Here is a 17,176-nt window from a genome sequence, read left to right as displayed (position 1 = left end):
AGAATGACCCGCGAGACCATGCCCAACGCCTTCCGCCCCGGTGCGGTCGATCTGCCGCCCGAGGAAGCCGCACTGGTCGCGCGCCGTCAGGCGGCGCTTGGCCCGGCCTACCGGCTCTTCTACGAACACCCGCTGCATCTGGTGCGGGGCGAGGGTGTCTGGCTGTATGACGCACAGGGCCGCAAGTATCTGGATACCTACAACAATGTCGCCTCCTGCGGCCATTGCCACCCGCGTATCGTGGCTGCCATGGCCGATCAGGCGGCGGTCTTCGCCAGCCACACCCGCTACCTCCACGAAACCGTGCTGACCCTCGCCGAGCGCCTGCTGGCCACGATGCCCGCGACGCTGGGCCATATGATGTTCACCTGCACCGGGTCCGAGGCCAATGATCTCGCATTGCGCATCGCGCGGGCGCATACCGGCGGCACCGGCATCATCGTCACCGAAAACGCCTATCACGGCGTCACGCAGAACGTGGCCGAATTCTCGCCCTCGCTGGGCGCGGGCGTGCCGCTGGGCACCCATGTCCGCGTGGTGCCGCCGCCCGATCCGCGCCGCCTTGGCCACGACGTGGGGGCAGGCTTCGCGCAGGCTGTGCAGACCGCCATCGCCGATCTCGCGCGCCACGGTATCCGCCCCGCTGCGCTGATCGTCGACACCATCTTCTCCTCCGACGGCATTTTCGCCGATCCGCCCGGCTGCCTTGCCCCCGCTGTTGAGGCAATCCGCGCCGCCGGTGGCCTGTTCATCGCCGACGAGGTGCAACCCGGCTTCGGTCGTACCGGCGCTGGCATGTGGGGCTTCGCCCGGCATGGCGTGGTGCCCGACATGGTGTCGATGGGCAAACCGATGGGCAATGGCTATCCGGTCGCAGGCCTCGCCGTCCGACCTGAGGTCGTGGCCGAATTTGCCGGTCACGCCCGCTATTTCAACACCTTTGGCGGCAATGCCGTGGCGGCGGCGGTGGCCAATGCGGTGCTGGACGTGATCACGAACGAAGGGCTGATCGCCAATTCCCGCACCACCGGCGCGCTCTTTGCCGACGGCCTGCAAAGCCTCGCGAAAGACCACGCCACCCTGGGCGATCTGCGCGCGGCAGGCCTGTTCCTCGGCCTAGACATCGTGGCCGATGGCGCCCCCGACGCGGCCCGCGCCGCCCGCATCGTGAACGGCTTGCGCGATGAGGGCGTGCTGATCTCGGCCACCGGCCCGCAGGGCCATGTGCTGAAAATCCGCCCGCCGCTGACCTTCAGCCCCGACAATGTCGCCTTCTTCCTCGACAAGATGCAGCGCGTCCTGCGCCGCCCGGGCTAAATCCCGTTGCTTCTTGTCAAAATACTCCGGGGTCCGGGGCAGAGCCCCGGTCCGCACCCCCGCCCCGCGCCGTCAGCCCATCAGCCGGGCAACATCCAGCATCCGGTTGGAAAAGCCCCATTCATTATCATACCAGCCGAACACGCGCAGCATGCCGCCGCGCGTGACGCGGGTTTCCGGGCAGGCCATGACGATGCTTTCCGCCCGCGCCCGCAGATCCGTAGAGACCAGCGGCCGGTCGGTCGCACCGATCACGCCGCCCGCCGCACGGAAAGCGGCATTCACCGCCTCCACCTCGGCCGGACGTTCGGTCATGACACAGAGATCCACTGCCGAAACGCTGGCCGTCGGCACCCGCACGGCTGACCCCTCCAGCCGTCCCGCCAGATCGGGCAGGACCAGATCGACCAATCGTTGCGCGGATGTCGTGGTGGGCACCATGCTCAGCGCCGCGGCGCGCGACCGCGCGAAATCGGCGGCAGGCGCGTCCACCGTGGGCTGGCTGCCGGTATAGCAATGGATCGTGGTCATTGACCCGGTGACGATGCCCCAATGCGCATGGATCAGCCGCGCCAGCGGCGCCAGCGCATTGGTGGTGCAGGAGGCGTTCGACACGATCGCCTGATCCGCCAGCGCCGCGTCATTGGCGCCCAGAACCAGCGTCAGGTCCGCGGCTTTCGAGGGGCCGGAGATCAGCACCCGCCGTGCGCCGGCCTTCAGCCCGCGCTCCGCCACTGCGCGGCTGTCGGCGCGGCCCGTGCATTCCATCACCAGATCGGCGCCGGACAGATCAAGGCTGGAAATGTCTGGCGTGCGGTGCAGCGGAATCGCGCGCCCGTCGATCACCAGCGCGCCGGGCTCCAGCGCCACATGGCCGGGATAGGGGCCGAAGACACTGTCAAATTCAAAGAGGTAGGCGCACATTTCGGGCGCGGCGATGTCATTGATCCCGACAATCTCGATCCCTGCGCCAGCGCCCTTTGCCCAGGCGCGCAGCACCGACCGCCCGATCCGGCCAAAGCCGTTGATGAAGACTCGCATCCGCGCCTCCCGCCTGTTGCGGGCCGAGGATGAGCATGCGGCGGGTCGGGATGCAAGGGGGGGATTTGATCATATCCCCCGGTTCCTGTCAGGTCCGCTCCAGCGCGATGAGATGGTTGTCCCAGTTCAGGGTATGACTGGCCAGCGGGCGCAGGCCGGAACCCGTCAGGGCCAGCACAGCGCCATTACCATCCGTCACCACGAACCCGCCCGGCCCGGCAGCGATGCCGCAGGCATCGGCACGGCGGAAGCTGGCCCTGAAGCTGCCGTCGGCAGCAAAGACCTGCACCGCCCCGCCGCGCGGCGAGGTCAGGGCGATCTCGCCGGTCTCGGGGCTATGCGCGATGGACCCTGCGTAGTTCTGCATGGTCACGGCCTCGGTCTCGGGCACCGGACAGGCCGCCAGCGCGCCCGCCTGCCACAGCGCCAGAAGGGGCGGCGTTTCGGCGCTGTCGCCTTCCCATTGCATAGCGCAGGCGGCGCGGCCATCGGGCAGCAGTGCCAGATGACGGGTGGAGTTCTGGCGCAGACCTTCGGGCAGTTCCGCCTTTGCCACCAGTGTGCCGTCCGGCGCGATACGGGCAAGGTTTGGCCGCATCGTATCGGTGTTCAGCTTGGTGCGGTCGGTCGGATCGGTCCGGATGCCGCCATTGGCGACCAGCAGATCGTCCGACATCGGCAGGCGGCGGATGTCATGCGGGCCGATGCCGTGGGTCGGCATCTCGCCGATGCGCTGCCAGGTATCGCTGTCCCACAGGCCGATCCGCCCTTCGGAGCCTTCGGCGATGACCTCCGAGGTGTAAAGCACCGCGCCATCGGCGGAAAACGTGCCATGGCCGTTGAACTGCCGACCCTCCGGCGGGGTCAGCCGCGCGGTCTCGATCCCGCGGGCGCAGTCGATCACCAACGCGAAGGTGCCCGGGCGGCGGGCGAAAGCCACGGCCAGCGGCCGTTCGGGATGGGCGGTGGCGGCATGGCCGCGCGCGGGCATCGGCAGGCCGAACAGGCTTTCACCCGCCACGGTCAACCCATGCAGCGCATAGCTGCCATCGGGCAGGCGCGCGGCAGCCAGATAGGCGGGGCTTCCGGCATCGGCCCAGCTGAGCCGGGGCGTGGCGGCTGCGGCGGCGAGGGTCGCAAGGAAAGCGCGGCGTTGCATCGGATCAATCCCCGTCGGCCGAGTTGAAACCGACCGACGACCCCAGCGCGGGGGCGAGTTCGATGACAGCGGTTTCTGCAATGGCCTTGATGTTCTGTTGCAGGATCTGGGCTTTCAGCCACATGCCGGAGTCGTCCAGCCGGGCCAGATCGACCTTTTCGGCCTGTTTCAGCGCGCGGTCGAAAGCGGCATCGGTCTGCGGCAGCGGATCATGCAGTTGATGGGCCAGCCCGCGCAGCGCCTCCAGCGAGAGGGTGATGTCACGCAGGCTGCGGCCGGAAAGTCGCGCTTCGGCGCGTTCGGGGCGCGGGCGGTCCAGCGTGCCCAGCGGGCGGCCAACCCGGCTGTCTGCGTTGAACTCGATCCCGGTAACCAGCGCGGTGAACAGCGCCTGCCGGGTTTCGCTGCGGTTCAGGTAGCGGCCATCGGGGCGGGGGTTGATCAGCGTTTCGGCAAAGCCCTTTTTCCATTCGCCGTCGATTTCCGCCGCCATCCGCGCCAGATCCTTTGCTGTGGCATGGGTCAGGGCGCAAGCGTAATCGCCCTGCGGCGGCTCGGTGGGCCAGAGCAGCCGTTCGAGTGCGAAGAAACCCCGCGCCGCCACCGATTGTTCGGCCATCCGATCCGGTGTCAGCGCAGCAGTGTCAGCCGCTTCCAGCAAGGCGCGCTGCTGTTTCTGGCCCAGCCCCTTCGGATCGGGCCAGAAGGCGATGGCCAGCACGCGGCCATCTTCCTCGACCGGACCCAGCCGCAGATGGGCGACGCCCAGCCAGGCATCGAAAGCCTCGTTCCAGGCGGCCTGCAACGGCTCGGTCTCGCAAGTGTCCAGTGCGGCGAGGGCGGCGGTCTTTTCCGCGAAACGGGCATAGCCGGGCAGAGCGTGTTTCTTCACCGCCTCGGCCACATCGGCATGGGCGGGCAGGGCGGTGGTCAGCAGCAGGGCAGACAGGCAGAGACGGATCATCACAGGCTCTCCAGATAGGCGATGAGGGCCTCGCGGTCCCCGGTGGGAAGGTTGACAACCATGTCACGGGCAGCTTCGGCTTCGCCGCCGTGCCAGAGGATGGCCTCCAGTATCGTGCGCGCGCGGCCATCATGCAGGAACTGGCTGTGGCCGGAAACCTGTTCGGTCAGACCGATGCCCCACAGGGGGGCGGTGCGCCATTCGCGGCCAGTGGCGCGGCCTTCGGGGCGGTTGTCGGCCAGACCCTCGCCCATGTCATGCAGCAACAGGTCAGTGAAGGGCCAGATCAGCTGGAAGCTTTGTTCCGGCTGGTCCTTCAGCCGGTTGGTGACGAATTTCGGCACATGGCAGGCGGCGCATTGTGCCTGATAGAAGATTTCTTTCCCGCGCAGGACTTGCGGATCATCCAGCCCGCGCCGTTCCGGCACGGCGAGGTTGCGGGAATAGAAGGTGACCAGATCAAGGCTTTGCGCATCAACCTCCAGCCCGTCACGGATGTCGGGTTCCTGCCCGTGCGGCGCCGTGCGGCAGGCGGTCTGCGCGGCGGTGCAATCCCCCCAGGGATCGGGATGCAACGGGGTGGAAAGCCCCATGTCCCCCGCGAAGGCGCCTGCGCTTTGTTCCTTGATCGTCGGCGCACCGGCCTTGTGGCCAAAACGGCCCAGCATCGGTGCGCCATATTCCGCACTCATCACGATATTCGGGCGGCCCGAGATGCCATCGCCATCAGCATCCTCTGGGTCGGCATGGGCAAGGATGTCAGCCGCCGGAATCGCCTCCAGCAGACCGAGGCCAATCATCTGCGGCGCCACGCGCGGTGAAAGCTGGATGTCCGGGGCCAGCGGGCCGTTGGCGGGGGCCTCGAACCGATAGGTCGGGTGGCGCAGGGAAACCACTGTGCCATCGGCCAGCGTCACCGGCTCTTCGCGCCAGTCGATGCCCATGCGTCCTTCGGGTGTCAGGCCGGGGGCTGCGAAGTCCTGCAACTGGCCGCCATAGGTCGGTTCGGGGCTTGTGGCGATGTAATCGGCTATCTCGGGCACCGGATTGCCGCCGGGCACCGAGAGCCGCAGGAAGATCGACACCCGCGGCTCGTCCGCGCCCTCGGGCGTATGGCCACGCCCGTCCTTGATATGGCAATCCTGACAGGCGCGGGCATTGTAGAAGGGGCCCAGCCCGTCGCTGGCCTTGGTCGAGGAAGGCGCCGCGACCCAGGTCTTGCGGAACAGCCCGTTGCCCAATTTGAAATCCATCTCGCGGGCGAAGGGCATGTTTTCCGAGCTTTGCGAAAAGGCATCGGCGGTGGCGATGGCGCGGGTGGTCGCGGCGCCGCCGGGTTTCGCCTCGAACTTCTCAGGCGCACTGAAATCGGTAGGGGGCGCAAGCACGCGGGCGATGCGGGCGGTTTCGGCCTTGGTGCGGGGGAGGACGGGCAGGTGCCGGTCGTCAAGCGTCTGGGCCATGGCGGGGGCTGCAAGCAGAAGCGCAGCCGTAAAGGCGAGGCGGTAAGTCATGTGAGTGCCGATGCGTCAGGGCGTATCCCGAGTTTTTTTATCGGGAGTTTTTGCCGCGCGCAATGCGTCGTTTTCACACGGTGCCGCGTCAAGGCTCTGACGCTGACACTTTCCTGTGAAGGGGCGGGGCCGGTGGCTGGCCCCGCCTGCGCTCATTCCGCCTGGCTGGCGGGTTTGGCGTTCAGCAGGCCGTATTTCTCTTCGCCCAGTTTCTCGTAAAGACCAAGCTGGGTTTCAAGGAAGTCGATATGGCCTTCCTCGTCGGCGATCAGCGCATCGAACAGGGCGCGGCTGACGAAATCACCCACCGCATCGCAATGCTTGCGCGCCTCGATATACAGGGTGCGGGCGTCATGTTCACCCGCCAGATCGCATTCCAGCGTTTCCTTCACGGTCTGGCCGATGCGCAGCGGGTCAAGCTTTTGCAGGTTCGGATGACCCTCAAGGAAGATGATCCGCGCGATCAGCCGGTCGGCGTGCTGCATTTCCTCGATGCTTTCGGCGCGCGACTTGTCGGCCAGATGACCAAAGCCCCAATCTTCCTGAAGCCGGTAATGCAGCCAGTACTGGCTGACCGCCGTCAGTTCGGAGCGCAGCGCGGCATTCAGATATTCGATGACCTTTGCATCGCCTTTCATGGGGTTCCTCATTCGTTGCTCGGGCTGCGCAGGCATCCCGACGGGCTTCGTGTGAATGAAACGCTATGCCACTGTCCGCAGCCTGTCCATGGGTGGGCGGCATAATTTAGAATAATTCTAAAAATTGCGAACTTCAGCCGATCCGGCGCTGACGCATTGCGGTCAGCACGGGCGGGCGGGCGGGTTGGTCGGCAACACCGAAACTGTCGCAGGACCGCATCGTATCCAGCAGCAGGGGCATGCAGCCGCCGCAATCGGCCCGCTTACCAAGCGCGTGATAGATCTTGCCGGGGGTTACGATGGTTTCAGGATCGGCGGCGCGCATCCAGTCGACGGCGGCGCGGATCTCGTGATCGGTGATATTCATGCAGTGGCAGACGATCATGGCAACCTCGGCCCGGAGGGGGGAAGGGGGCGCGTGTGTCGCCCCCTTGCGGGATCACTGGAAAACGGCGTCGGGGTTGTCGAGACTGTCAGAGCCTTCGAACGCTGTCCCCGAAATGCCCAGCAGGCGCACGACACGCTCGATCGAGGCGGTCTGCGTCACCAGTGCATCGACGGCACCCATGATCAGCGCCTCGCCCTTCTTGTCGCCCGGAGCAAGCATCTGGTCATAGGCAAAGCCGCCCTCGGCCGCTGCCTTGACCGCGCCCAGAGCCTCTACCGAAGCGTCGAGCCGCGCGCGCAGTTCGGTATCCAGCGCGCCATCCTTCTCTGCCACCAGTTCCGACAGCGAAGGGCCGGAAACCGTGCTGCCATCGGGCCGGGTATAGCTGGCCAGATAGACGTTCCGAATGCCGACACCATCGTAGTAATGGCTGTTATGGGTATTGTCCGAGAAGCAATCATGCTCCTCCTCGGGGTCGTTCAGCATCAGGCCCAGTTTCATCCGCTCGCCCGCCAGCTCGCCGTAGGACAGCGAGCCCATACCCATCAGGATAGCCTGCACGCCCTTGGCCGGATCGTCAGTCACCACGGCGCGGGCTGCACCACCTTCGGCCCAGTCGCCCGCCATTTCTTCCAGATCCGCCACCAGAAGGTTGGTCGCGGCTTTCAGATAGGCACCCCTCCGGTCGCAATTGCCGCCGGTGCAGCCGTCGCCGGTGAGGTAATCGGTGTACGGGCGGTTGCCCGCCCCCGGCGCGGTGCCATTCAGATCCTGCCCCCAGAGCATGAATTCGATGGCGTGATAGCCCGAAGCCACATTGGCCTCGATCCCGTCAGCCTCGTGCAGGGTTTCCCTGATCAGCGCGGGCGTGATCGTGGTGGCATCCACTTCGGTGCTGCCGATGCTGAACTTCGGCGTCGCGATCACGTTCAGCGTGGACAACGGGTTTTCCTCGGACTGGCCATAGCCGGGGTCGACATAGTCGATCAGCCCCTCGTCCAGCGGCCAGGAATTCACCCGGCCCTCCCAGTCATCGACCACCGGATTGCCGAAGCGGAAGGCCTCGGTCTGCTGATAGGGCACGCGGGCTGCAAGCCAGGCGCTGCGCGCGGCCTGGAGCGTGGCCTCCGACGGAGTGGCAATCAGCGCATCCACTGCCGTTTGCAGCGCCTTCGCCGTGGCAAGGCTGTCACCGTACCCGGCCTGAGCGATATCGGCATAGGTCTTGACGACCTCGGCCTCGGTCACGGCGAAGGCAGGCAGGGCGGCGGTCGACAGAAGGGCGGGCAGAAGGATGCGTTTCATTCCGGGGTCCGTTACTTGGTGAGGATCAGTTTGCCCGCCCGCGTGATGCGCAGCGAATAGACCTGACCGTGCAGCACGATCCGCGCCAGATTGCCGCCCGCAGTCAGGGCAAGGGCGTCATGGCTGGGGGTGGTGTCGGCAGGCAGGGACATCAGGGCACGGGGATCGACTTGCATGTTCATCGGGGCATCTCCATCCGGTCGAAAAGGGCCATGAGGTCCGGCGACGCGGGGATCAGCCCGTTCAGCGACTGGCGGATCATCTCGATCACCAGCGGTTCGGGTCTGGGTTCGGCCAAAGGGCCGGTATCATTCGCTTTCATCTGGACCTCGGGTGTTGCGGCGGTCTGCGCGGGGCATCCGGGCTGACCCGAGGGGGTTGGCTTGGATGAGGATAAGGTGACAAAATCACTCGGCTTTGTAAAGTCTGATTCTTTCACTTGGTTTTTGTATCAGATCTGCTTCGCCGGATGCTCGGTCTCAGGCTGTTGCAAGCTTGCACTATCGCGTGGGCGATGATCTTGGTACGAATGGTGCAGGCTGGGGGGCCGGGTTACGGACGATACATGAAACAGGCACTCCTTGCCGCAGCACTCGCGGCCCTTTCACTTTCGGGACATTCTGCCGCCGCGCAGGAGCGTGTGACCCTTGGTTTCGCGCGAATCTTCAACAATGACGCAATTGGTGACACGAAGGACCGCTGGCGCACGGGGTCTTACAGCGTCAGCCGTTTCCGGGCGGAACGCTGGGATGGTCACCTGCCCGCCACCTTTGGCGAATTGCTGGAAGTGCGTCTGCGGGCCGAGATCATTGCCCCGGAATCGCTGACCAATCCGACACCGGATCGCCGCTATGTCGGCATCATCGCGCCGGGGATCGCGACTCATTTCGACATGGGCGGGTTTGAAACCCGCGTCGGTCTGGATCTGGTGATCACCGGGCCGCAGACCGGCGTGGGCCGCTTCCAGCGCGATATTCACAAGATGTTCGGCTTCGACCGGCCCACCGTGCTCGACAGCCAGATCCCCGACGGTTTTCACCCGACACTGGAGGCCGAGATCGGCCGCAACATTGAGGTGACGGAGCGTCTGACGCTGCGTCCCTTTGTCGAGGCGCAGGCCGGTGTGGAAAGCTTCGTGCGGGTCGGCGGTGACATGGTGCTGGGCGATTTCGGGCGCGGCGGGCTGTTCGCGCGCGATGTGGTGACGGGGCAGCGGGCGCTGGGGATCGAACGCGACGTGGCGCAAGGCTTCAGCCTGACGCTGGGTGGCGATGTGGCGCGCGTCTTCGACAGCGAATACCTGCCTTCGGGCGGTACGGCCGATCTGGCTGACAGCCGCAGCCGCCTGCGCGCCGGTGTGCACTGGCAGGGCGAGCGCGCTGCGGCCTTCTATGGCGTCACCTGGCTGGGCAAGGAATATGAAAGTCAGCCGGAAGGGCAGGTCGTTGGTTCGCTGCGCGTGAACCTCCGCTTCTGACTGTTCCCGCACATTCGGAAATGTGTGTTTAGCAGGCGGATTGTTGCCGATTTGACATAGCCAAGCCTGAGTCGGCCTGTTAACCTGTTCGCATAAAAATAAAACGAGCAGGCAGAACAGGCATGAAAACGGGCTCTCGGGGCACGTTCGTCATTTCCTGGTCGCAGACAGAAACAGATGGCATTCGGGCTGCCACGCCCGATGTGCTGGCGGTGGGCGCCTCCTGGCGCTGGACCGGCGCGCCGGTGCGGGTGGACGGCCCGCAATCGGTGCTGGTTCTGGAGGCGGCCGAGAATATGGCCGACATCCGCAAACGTGCGGCGCGTATGGTGCGCCGACTGATCGGCGCATCGCTGAGCGCCAGTCTTGAGGAACGCGCAGCCGCACTGGCCGCGCCGGAACAGGATGAGGCGGAACCCGAACAGGGTGTCGTGGTGACCGACGGGCTGCAAAGCTGGTGCGTCACGCTGATCGCGGTGCCCGATACCGGCAGCACGCTGGCCATGTTTGTCGACGATCTTCCCCCGGCCGACCGCGATCTGTGGGTGGTGCGGACCTCCGTTGACCGGACACAATCCGGGGCAGGGGCGCGGCAGGCGGGCGGGGTGATCTGTTTCACCCCCGATACCCGCATCGCCACTCCCGATGGTCCGCGACTGATCCAGCATCTGCGTCCCGGTGATCGGGTGCTGACCCGCGACAATGGCCCGCAAGAGATTCTGTGGACCGGCAGCCGCCGCATGTCGGGCGCCCGGCTTTATGCCATGCCGCATCTGCGCCCGGTGCGCTTTCGCGCGGGCGCTTTCGGCAGTGGCCGGCCTGAAGATGACCTCCTGGTCTCGCCGCAGCACCGGATGCTGGTGACGGGCGCCGCCGCGCGGGCGCTGTTCAATACCGATGAAGTGCTGGTCGCGGCCGAGGATCTGCTGAACGATCACAGCATTCTGGTCGATCATGCACTGCGTGAAGTCACCTATGTGCATCTGCTGCTGGAAGGGCATAACATCGTCTTTGCCAACGGGATGGAGACGGAAAGCTTCCACCCGGCGAATACCGCTCTGGATACGCTGAGCCCGGAAAGCCGCGCCAGCCTGCTGGCGCTGATGCCGCGGGTGGAGGCCAATCCCGAGCGTTATGGCGACTATGCGCGGCGCAATCTCTCGGCCTCGGAAGCCGCGATCCTGCGGCATGACATGGCGGCGTGATCCGCGCCTGTTGACAGCCCCGTTTTGCGCTGTATAAGCGCCCGGTCCCGCAAGCGATTGCGGGGCTTTCCATTGGTGTTGGTGGCCCCCGCAAGGGGTAGCCTGTCGCCCCTGAAACCCGCAAGGGTAAAGGGGAAAGGACAACGCCCTTCTCGCCCGACGCCTGAACGGGCCGGCAACGACAGATCGGGAACCGCGCGGCATTCGCTGCCCGTGACCCGAAAATCGGAAACCGGCTTTCGGACAGGTCGAGGGAGCCAACAAAGAAGGAGATCAGCGATGACCAAACGCACCGCTGCCAAGTACAAGATCGACCGCCGCATGGGCGAGAACATCTGGGGCCGTTCCAAATCCCCGATCAACAAGCGCGAATACGGTCCGGGCCAGCACGGCCAGCGCCGCAAGGGCAAGCTGTCGGACTTCGGTACGCAGCTGCGCGCCAAGCAGAAGCTGAAAGGCTACTACGGCGACCTGACCGAAAAGCAGTTCCGCCGCATCTATGCCGAAGCCGAGCGTGTGAAGGGCGACACGGGTGAAAACCTCGTCGGCCTGCTGGAGCGCCGCCTGGACGCGATCGTGTATCGCGCCAAGTTCGTGCCGACCGTCTTTGCCGCCCGCCAGTTCGTGAACCACGGCCATGTGACCGTGAACGGCCAGCGCGTGAACATCGCTTCGTATCGCTGCAAGGAAGGCGATGTGATCGAAGTTCGTCAGAAGTCCAAGCAACTGGCCATCGTGCTGGAAGCTGTCGCGCTGACCGAGCGTGACGTGCCGGATTACCTGGAAGTCGACCACTCCAAAATGACCGCGAAATTCGTGCGCACCCCGGCCCTGTCGGACGTGCCCTATCCGGTCGTCATGGAACCGAACCTCGTCGTCGAATACTACGCGAAGAACTGATCCTTCGCGGGACTTGTGCTTGGGAAGGGCCTGCCGCGCGCAGGCCCTTTTCTTTTGTCCCTGCCATCCCTATCTCGCGCGCGGGGCAGGACAAAACGGGACAGGATACCGCGCATGACCACTGACAAGAATTCGCTTGAGGCCAGGTTCGAACAGGGGCTGTTCGCCTCGCGCTGGCTGATGGCGCCGATGTATCTGGGGCTGGTCATCAGCCTTGCCATGCTGACCATCGTCTTCACCAAGGAGCTGGTCTATTACGCTGCCAAGACCTTCACGCTCACCGCGGATCAGGCGATTCTGGCCATTCTGACGCTGATCGACCTGTCGCTGGCGGCCAATCTTCTGCTGATCGTGCTATTCTCGGGGTACGAGAACTTCGTCTCGAAACTGGACCTCGGCGATTCACGCGACCGGCCGAGCTGGATGGGCAAGGTCGATTTCTCGGGGCTGAAGATGAAGCTGATCGCCTCGATCGTGGCGATCTCGGGCATCCATCTTCTGAAGGTCTTCATGGAACTGGGCAAGACCAGCGGCGAGGGGCTGAACGGGGACAAGCTGTTCTGGCTGGTGACGATCCATCTGACCTTCGTCGTCTCGGGCGTGCTGCTGGCGCTGATGGACTGGCTGGCCGCGCGCACGAGCAAACACTGAACGGCGCGGAAAGCGGGGCTTTGGGGTCGCGTTTGCGGTCCTTTCGTCCCGCTGCGCGCATATCGCGCTGGCATTGGATCGGGCCGCCCGCTAAACCCGGGCGGCAGATTATGGAGCTAGCGATGAACGACGCCATCCGCCCCCAACCCGGCATCATGGACATTGCCCTGTACCAAGGTGGCAAGGCCCATGTGTCTGGCGTGGCCAATGTGGTGAAACTCAGCTCGAACGAAAACCCGTTCGGGCCTTCGGACAAGGCGAAAGAGGCTTTCGCCAAGTCGGTGCATCAGCTCCATCGCTATCCCTCGACCGATCACGCCGCGCTGCGCCAGGCCATTGCGGAAACACACCGTCTGGATGCCGGGCGCATCATTTGCGGCGTCGGTTCGGACGAAATCATCCACTTCCTGTGTCAGGCTTATGCCGGGCCGGGGGATGAGGTGCTTTATACCGAGCACGGCTTCCTGATGTACAAAATCTCGGCCATGGCGGCAGGGGCCACCCCGGTCGAGGTGGCAGAGCGCGAGCGGACCACCGATGTGGATGCGCTGCTGGCGGCCTGTACCGAACGCACGAAGCTTGTGTTCATCGCCAACCCGAACAACCCCACCGGCACGATGATTTCGGCAGGCGAGGTGGCGCGGCTGGCGCGTGGCCTGCCGCCGCAGGCCATTCTTGTGCTGGACGGCGCCTATGCCGAATATGTGGAAGGCTTCGACGCCGGGCTGAGCCTTGTCGAAGCCATGCCGAACGTCGTGATGACGCGGACCTTTTCCAAGATCTATGGTCTGGGCGGGTTGCGCATCGGCTGGGGCTATGGCCCGCAGGCGATCATTGACGTGCTGAACCGCATCCGGGGTCCGTTCAACCTGTCGAACACCCAGCTTGAAACCGCCGAAGCGGCAGTGCGCGATCAGGATTACGTTGCCAAATGCCGGGCCGAAAATGCGCGGCTGCGGCACTGGCTGGCCGAGGCGCTGGCCGAGGTCGGCGTGCCCTCGGACACCTCGATGGCGAATTTCGTGCTGGCCCGGTTTGCCAGCACCGAAGAGGCCGAGGCCTGTGATGATTACCTGCAAGGGCAGGGGCTGATCGTGCGGCGCGTGGCCTCCTACAACCTGCCGCATTGCCTGCGCATCACCGTGGGGGACGAGGCATCGTGCCGCCGCATCGCCTATGCGGTGGGGCAGTTCAAGGGGCTGAAATGACAGCCCCCATCTACAACCGAGTAGCGCTGATCGGGCTGGGGCTGATTGCCTCGTCCATGGCCCATGCGATGAAGGCGGGCGGGCTGGCGGCCGAGATCGTGGGTTACGCGAAATCCGCCGAAAGCCGCGCCACCGCGCTTGAGATCGGCTTCATCGACCGCGCTGCCGCCACGGCGGCCGAGGCGGTGGAAGGCGCCGATCTGGTGGTGCTGGCGGTGCCGGTGGGTGCCATGGGCGCCATCGCGGCCGAGATCGGCCCATATCTGGCCCCCGGTGCGACGGTGACCGATGTGGGTTCGGTCAAGCAGGCGGTGATTGACGCCGTGCGCCCGCATATCCCCGAGGGTGTGCATTTCATCCCCGGTCACCCGATGGCCGGGACGGAATACTCCGGCCCGCGCTCGGGCTTTGCCACGCTGTTCCGCAATCGCTGGTGGCTGCTGACCCCGCTGGAGGGGCATGACCCCGTGGCGCTGGCGCGCTTCCGCGCGCTGGTCGAGGGATTCGGCGCCAAGGTCGATACGATGGATGCGCCGCATCACGACGTGGTGCTGGCCGTCGTCAGCCATACTCCGCACCTCATCGCCTATACGATGGTGGGTGTGGCCGATGACCTTGCCCGCGTCACCGACAGCGAGGTGATCCAGTACTCAGCGGCGGGTTTCCGCGACTTTACGCGGATTGCCGCCAGTGACCCGACCATGTGGCGCGATGTGTTCTTGACGAACAAGGATGCCACGTTGGAAATACTCGGACGGTTCACCGAAGAGCTTTTTGCGCTGCAACGGGCGATCCGTCTGGGGGATGGCGATCATCTGCACGCCTATTTCACCCGGACGCGCGCGATCCGTCGGGGGATCATCGAGGCGGGGCAGGATACGTCCGCGCCGGATTTCGGGCGGGGGCAACCGCCCTCGGGGGGACGGGACGGATGAAACGCACGCTGGCGCTGGCTTTGGCTTTTGCGGCTATTGCCCATGGGGCAGGGGCCGAGGGGCTGAAATCCTCGCCGCTGCCGAAGCTCCGTCCGGTGGCCGCAGCGCCCGTGCCTTCGGATCTGGTGACCACTGTTTCCACCGCCAATGCGGTCAGCCCGCTGGCGCTGTTTCGCCCCAAACCGCGCCCGGCGGCGGTTGTCCTGCCGGTGCCGACACCCGAACCCCAGCCACAGGAGGTTGCGCAGGCGGCCCCGGCTGTCGCTGCGGTGCTGCGCCCGCGAGCCCGCCCCGCCGGATTGGGGCAGGGCGAGGCCGTGATCGAAAAGGCCGCGCTGGTGCGTGTGCCGCAGGACAAGAAAAGCTTGCGCGGCAAGAAGGGCTCGGTCTGCGGTGACCCGGATATCCGGGGTGAGGTGCTTGCCCCCGTGGTCAGCCGCGTCAAGGGTTGCGGCATCGCCGACCCCGTGAAAGTCACCAGCATCTCCGGCGTGAAATTCAGCCAGCCCGCCACCATCACCTGCGATACCGCCAAAGCCGCGAAGAAATGGATCGAGCGGGGATTGCAGCCGCAGTTCGGCAAGACCCCGGTGGTGCAGTTGCAGATCGCGGGCAGCTATACCTGCCGCCCGCGCAACAGCATCCGTGGCAACAAGATCAGCGAACATGGCAAGGGCCGGGCGCTGGACATCGGCGGGCTGGTTTTGGCCAATGGCACCAAAATCAATGTCGCCGGGGGCTACTACAAGTCGAAGGGGATGAAGGCTGCGCACAAGGCGGCCTGCGGCATCTTCGGCACGACGCTTGGCCCCGGATCGGACGGGCATCACGAGGATCACCTGCATTTCGACGTCGCGCGCTATCGCAACGGCGCCTATTGCCGCTGATCCTCAGCGTTCGGTCAGCTTCAGTTCGATCCGCCGGTTCTGTGCCCGCGCCTCGGCGCTGTCGCCCGGTGCCACCGGCTGCCATTCACCAAAGCCGGTTGCGGCCAGCCGGTTGGGCGGGAAGCCCAGCTGATCCTGCATGAAGCGCACGACCGACAGCGCGCGCGCCTGGCTCAGTTCCCAGTTGTCCTTGAACGCGCCCTGACCGGACAGCGGCACATTGTCAGTGTGGCCGTCGACACGGATGATCCAGTCGATGCCCTGCGGAATGTCGCCCGCGATTTCGTTCAGGGTTTGCACCACGCCGGCAATCTGGCGTCGCCCTTCCGGGGCCAGATCGGCAGAACCGGGGTTGAACAGCACTTCGGAGGAAAAGACGAAACGATCGCCCACGATACGCACACCCTCGCGCCCGGCCAGAACCTGCCGCAACTGGCCGAAGAATTCTGACCGGAATTTCTCCAGATCCAGCTTTTCAGCCTCCAGCCGCTTGCGCTCTGCCTCTTCCAGTTCCGCCCGCCGCTTCTGTTCCGCCGCAACCTGCGCCAAAGCGGAATTGAGCTGCCCGCCAAGGTTTTCCAACTGCACCTTGGCTTCGGCATCGCGGGATTCCGCCGCGTCCAGCAGGGCCTGAAGGCTGCCCAGTTGCGTGCGCAGCGCCGCGATCTGTTCGTTCAGCAGGGCAACGCGGCGCTCCGCCTCGGCGGATTTGCCTTCCTGTTCGGCCAGTAAGGCACGCGCGGTGGCCAGCGCATCGGTCTTGTCGGCCTCTACCCCCTGCGCGGCGGCCAGCAGGGTCAGCGTTTCCTCGGCCTTCCTGCGCTGTTCTTCCAGCGCAAGGGTCATGGCGGTCAACTCGGTGTCGGAGGATTTCAGCTTGTCGCGCAATTCCGCCAGCGCGGCCTGATCGACCAGCCGTGCGGCCTCGGCATCCGACAGTTTCGTCGCGCTTTCGGCATTCTCGGCGCGCAGCTTGGCGGCCAGTGCCTCCACAGCATCGGCACGGGCGGCGGCAAGGCGGGCGGCTTCGGTCTGGGCATCCACCTCCTCGCGCGCTTTCGCCAGCGCGAGGTTCAGCGCCTCCTGTTCCGTCATCAGTTTCGCCTGCGCCGCCTTCAGATCCTCGACCGAAGCGGTCAGCGCTGCTGCCTCGCCCCGTGCGGTATCCCTTTCGGTCAGAAGGCTTGCCACCTGCGCCTCGAACGAGGCGATGCGCCCCTGCGCCTGCGCGAGCTGGCTTTCCTTGTCGGAAATCTGGCTGGTCAGCGAGGCGATGAGGCTTTCCTGTTCGGCCCCCTTGGCCAGTGCCGCATTCAGGTTCGACCGCAGCCCGCCGATTTCGGCCTGCAAGCCATCGGCGCGTGCATGTTCCAGACCCAGCGCATCGGCCAGTTGCGCCACCTGCGCCGAAAGCGCGTTCAGCTCATTGTCCTGGGTCGAGATTTCCTGCCGCAGCACCGATTGCATGACGGTGAAGATGGTCAGCACGAACATCAGTACCATCAACAGCGTCGTCACAGCGTCGACGAAGCCGGGCCAGATCATCCCGTCGCCCGACCGCACAGATCCGCGTCGCGACAGTGCCAT

The 17,176-nt window shown here is 65.4% G+C and carries 18 protein-coding genes; 8 read left to right on the top strand and 10 right to left on the bottom strand.

The window, feature by feature from the left end; all coding sequences use genetic code 11:
• Nucleotides 1-3 precede the first annotated feature (3 nt).
• A complete protein-coding gene (locus tag C8N34_RS19735) occupies nt 4-1,317 on the top strand; it encodes an aspartate aminotransferase family protein (RefSeq protein WP_108130202.1) in 1,314 nt (437 codons plus the stop codon).
• Between the two features lie 72 nt (nt 1,318-1,389).
• On the opposite strand, the gene C8N34_RS19730 is transcribed toward C8N34_RS19735, so the two are convergent.
• From C8N34_RS19730 to C8N34_RS26455, 9 genes are all read right to left on the bottom strand, one after another.
• A complete protein-coding gene (locus C8N34_RS19730; RefSeq protein ID WP_108130201.1) occupies nt 1,390-2,358 on the bottom strand; it encodes a type I glyceraldehyde-3-phosphate dehydrogenase in 969 nt (322 codons plus the stop codon).
• An 88-nt stretch (nt 2,359-2,446) separates the two neighbouring features.
• Nucleotides 2,447-3,517, bottom strand: a complete 1,071-nt coding sequence (locus C8N34_RS19725; protein ID WP_108130200.1) for a DUF1513 domain-containing protein — start codon at nt 3,515-3,517, stop codon at nt 2,447-2,449.
• 4 nt (nt 3,518-3,521) lie between these two features.
• Nucleotides 3,522-4,481 carry an imelysin family protein gene (locus C8N34_RS19720; RefSeq protein ID WP_108130199.1) on the bottom strand — a complete coding sequence of 320 codons (960 nt, stop codon included), beginning with the start codon at nt 4,479-4,481 and terminating at the stop codon, nt 3,522-3,524.
• Complete coding sequence (locus C8N34_RS19715) at nt 4,481-5,995, bottom strand: di-heme oxidoreductase family protein (RefSeq protein ID WP_108130198.1); 1,515 nt, start codon at nt 5,993-5,995, stop codon at nt 4,481-4,483. Before C8N34_RS19715 ends, C8N34_RS19720 begins: the two co-directional genes overlap by 1 nt.
• Nucleotides 5,996-6,147: 152 nt before the next feature.
• A complete protein-coding gene (gene bfr / locus C8N34_RS19710) occupies nt 6,148-6,633 on the bottom strand; it encodes a bacterioferritin (RefSeq protein WP_054304614.1) in 486 nt (161 codons plus the stop codon).
• Between the two features lie 133 nt (nt 6,634-6,766).
• On the bottom strand, nt 6,767-7,018 hold the full coding sequence (locus tag C8N34_RS19705; RefSeq protein ID WP_108130197.1) for a (2Fe-2S)-binding protein: 252 nt from the start codon (nt 7,016-7,018) through the stop codon (nt 6,767-6,769).
• A 54-nt stretch (nt 7,019-7,072) separates the two neighbouring features.
• Complete coding sequence (locus C8N34_RS19700; protein ID WP_108130196.1) at nt 7,073-8,326, bottom strand: imelysin family protein; 1,254 nt, start codon at nt 8,324-8,326, stop codon at nt 7,073-7,075.
• Between the two features lie 11 nt (nt 8,327-8,337).
• On the bottom strand, nt 8,338-8,508 hold the full coding sequence (gene hemP, locus C8N34_RS19695; RefSeq protein WP_082401175.1) for a hemin uptake protein HemP: 171 nt from the start codon (nt 8,506-8,508) through the stop codon (nt 8,338-8,340).
• Nucleotides 8,505-8,648: a hypothetical protein gene (locus C8N34_RS26455; RefSeq protein ID WP_158640745.1), complete on the bottom strand. Its 144-nt coding sequence runs from the start codon at nt 8,646-8,648 to the stop codon at nt 8,505-8,507. Before C8N34_RS26455 ends, hemP begins: the two co-directional genes overlap by 4 nt.
• A gap of 243 nt (nt 8,649-8,891) precedes the next feature.
• On the opposite strand from C8N34_RS26455, the gene C8N34_RS19690 reads away from it, so the two are divergent.
• The 7 genes from C8N34_RS19690 (at nt 8,892) to C8N34_RS19660 (ending at nt 15,589) form a co-directional block, all read left to right on the top strand.
• Entirely contained in the window at nt 8,892-9,803 is a 912-nt protein-coding gene (locus C8N34_RS19690) for a lipid A-modifier LpxR family protein (RefSeq protein WP_054304611.1), read from the top strand.
• 122 nt (nt 9,804-9,925) lie between these two features.
• Nucleotides 9,926-11,008, top strand: a complete 1,083-nt coding sequence (locus tag C8N34_RS19685; RefSeq protein ID WP_108130195.1) for a Hint domain-containing protein — start codon at nt 9,926-9,928, stop codon at nt 11,006-11,008.
• 279 nt (nt 11,009-11,287) lie between these two features.
• Nucleotides 11,288-11,908, top strand: coding sequence for a 30S ribosomal protein S4 (rpsD, locus tag C8N34_RS19680; protein WP_054304609.1), 621 nt, complete (start codon nt 11,288-11,290; stop codon nt 11,906-11,908).
• Between the two features lie 114 nt (nt 11,909-12,022).
• Nucleotides 12,023-12,559, top strand: a complete 537-nt coding sequence (locus C8N34_RS19675; RefSeq protein WP_054304608.1) for a TIGR00645 family protein — start codon at nt 12,023-12,025, stop codon at nt 12,557-12,559.
• 122 nt (nt 12,560-12,681) lie between these two features.
• Nucleotides 12,682-13,767: a histidinol-phosphate transaminase gene (gene hisC / locus C8N34_RS19670; protein ID WP_108130194.1), complete on the top strand. Its 1,086-nt coding sequence runs from the start codon at nt 12,682-12,684 to the stop codon at nt 13,765-13,767.
• Nucleotides 13,764-14,702 carry a prephenate/arogenate dehydrogenase family protein gene (locus tag C8N34_RS19665; RefSeq protein ID WP_054304606.1) on the top strand — a complete coding sequence of 313 codons (939 nt, stop codon included), beginning with the start codon at nt 13,764-13,766 and terminating at the stop codon, nt 14,700-14,702. The genes hisC and C8N34_RS19665 overlap by 4 nt, the downstream gene beginning before the upstream one ends.
• Complete coding sequence (locus C8N34_RS19660; RefSeq protein ID WP_108130193.1) at nt 14,699-15,589, top strand: extensin-like domain-containing protein; 891 nt, start codon at nt 14,699-14,701, stop codon at nt 15,587-15,589. The genes C8N34_RS19665 and C8N34_RS19660 overlap by 4 nt, the downstream gene beginning before the upstream one ends.
• A gap of 3 nt (nt 15,590-15,592) precedes the next feature.
• Here the strand turns inward: C8N34_RS19660 and C8N34_RS19655 are convergent, their stop codons facing one another.
• On the bottom strand, nt 15,593-17,176 hold the full coding sequence (locus C8N34_RS19655) for a peptidoglycan -binding protein (RefSeq protein WP_108130192.1): 1,584 nt from the start codon (nt 17,174-17,176) through the stop codon (nt 15,593-15,595).

Source organism: Gemmobacter caeni (assembly GCF_003054195.1).
Classification (GTDB): domain Bacteria; phylum Pseudomonadota; class Alphaproteobacteria; order Rhodobacterales; family Rhodobacteraceae; genus Gemmobacter; species Gemmobacter caeni.
The sequence above is the reverse complement of the archived record's forward strand: the minus strand, read 5'-3'. Positions and strand labels throughout refer to the sequence as shown.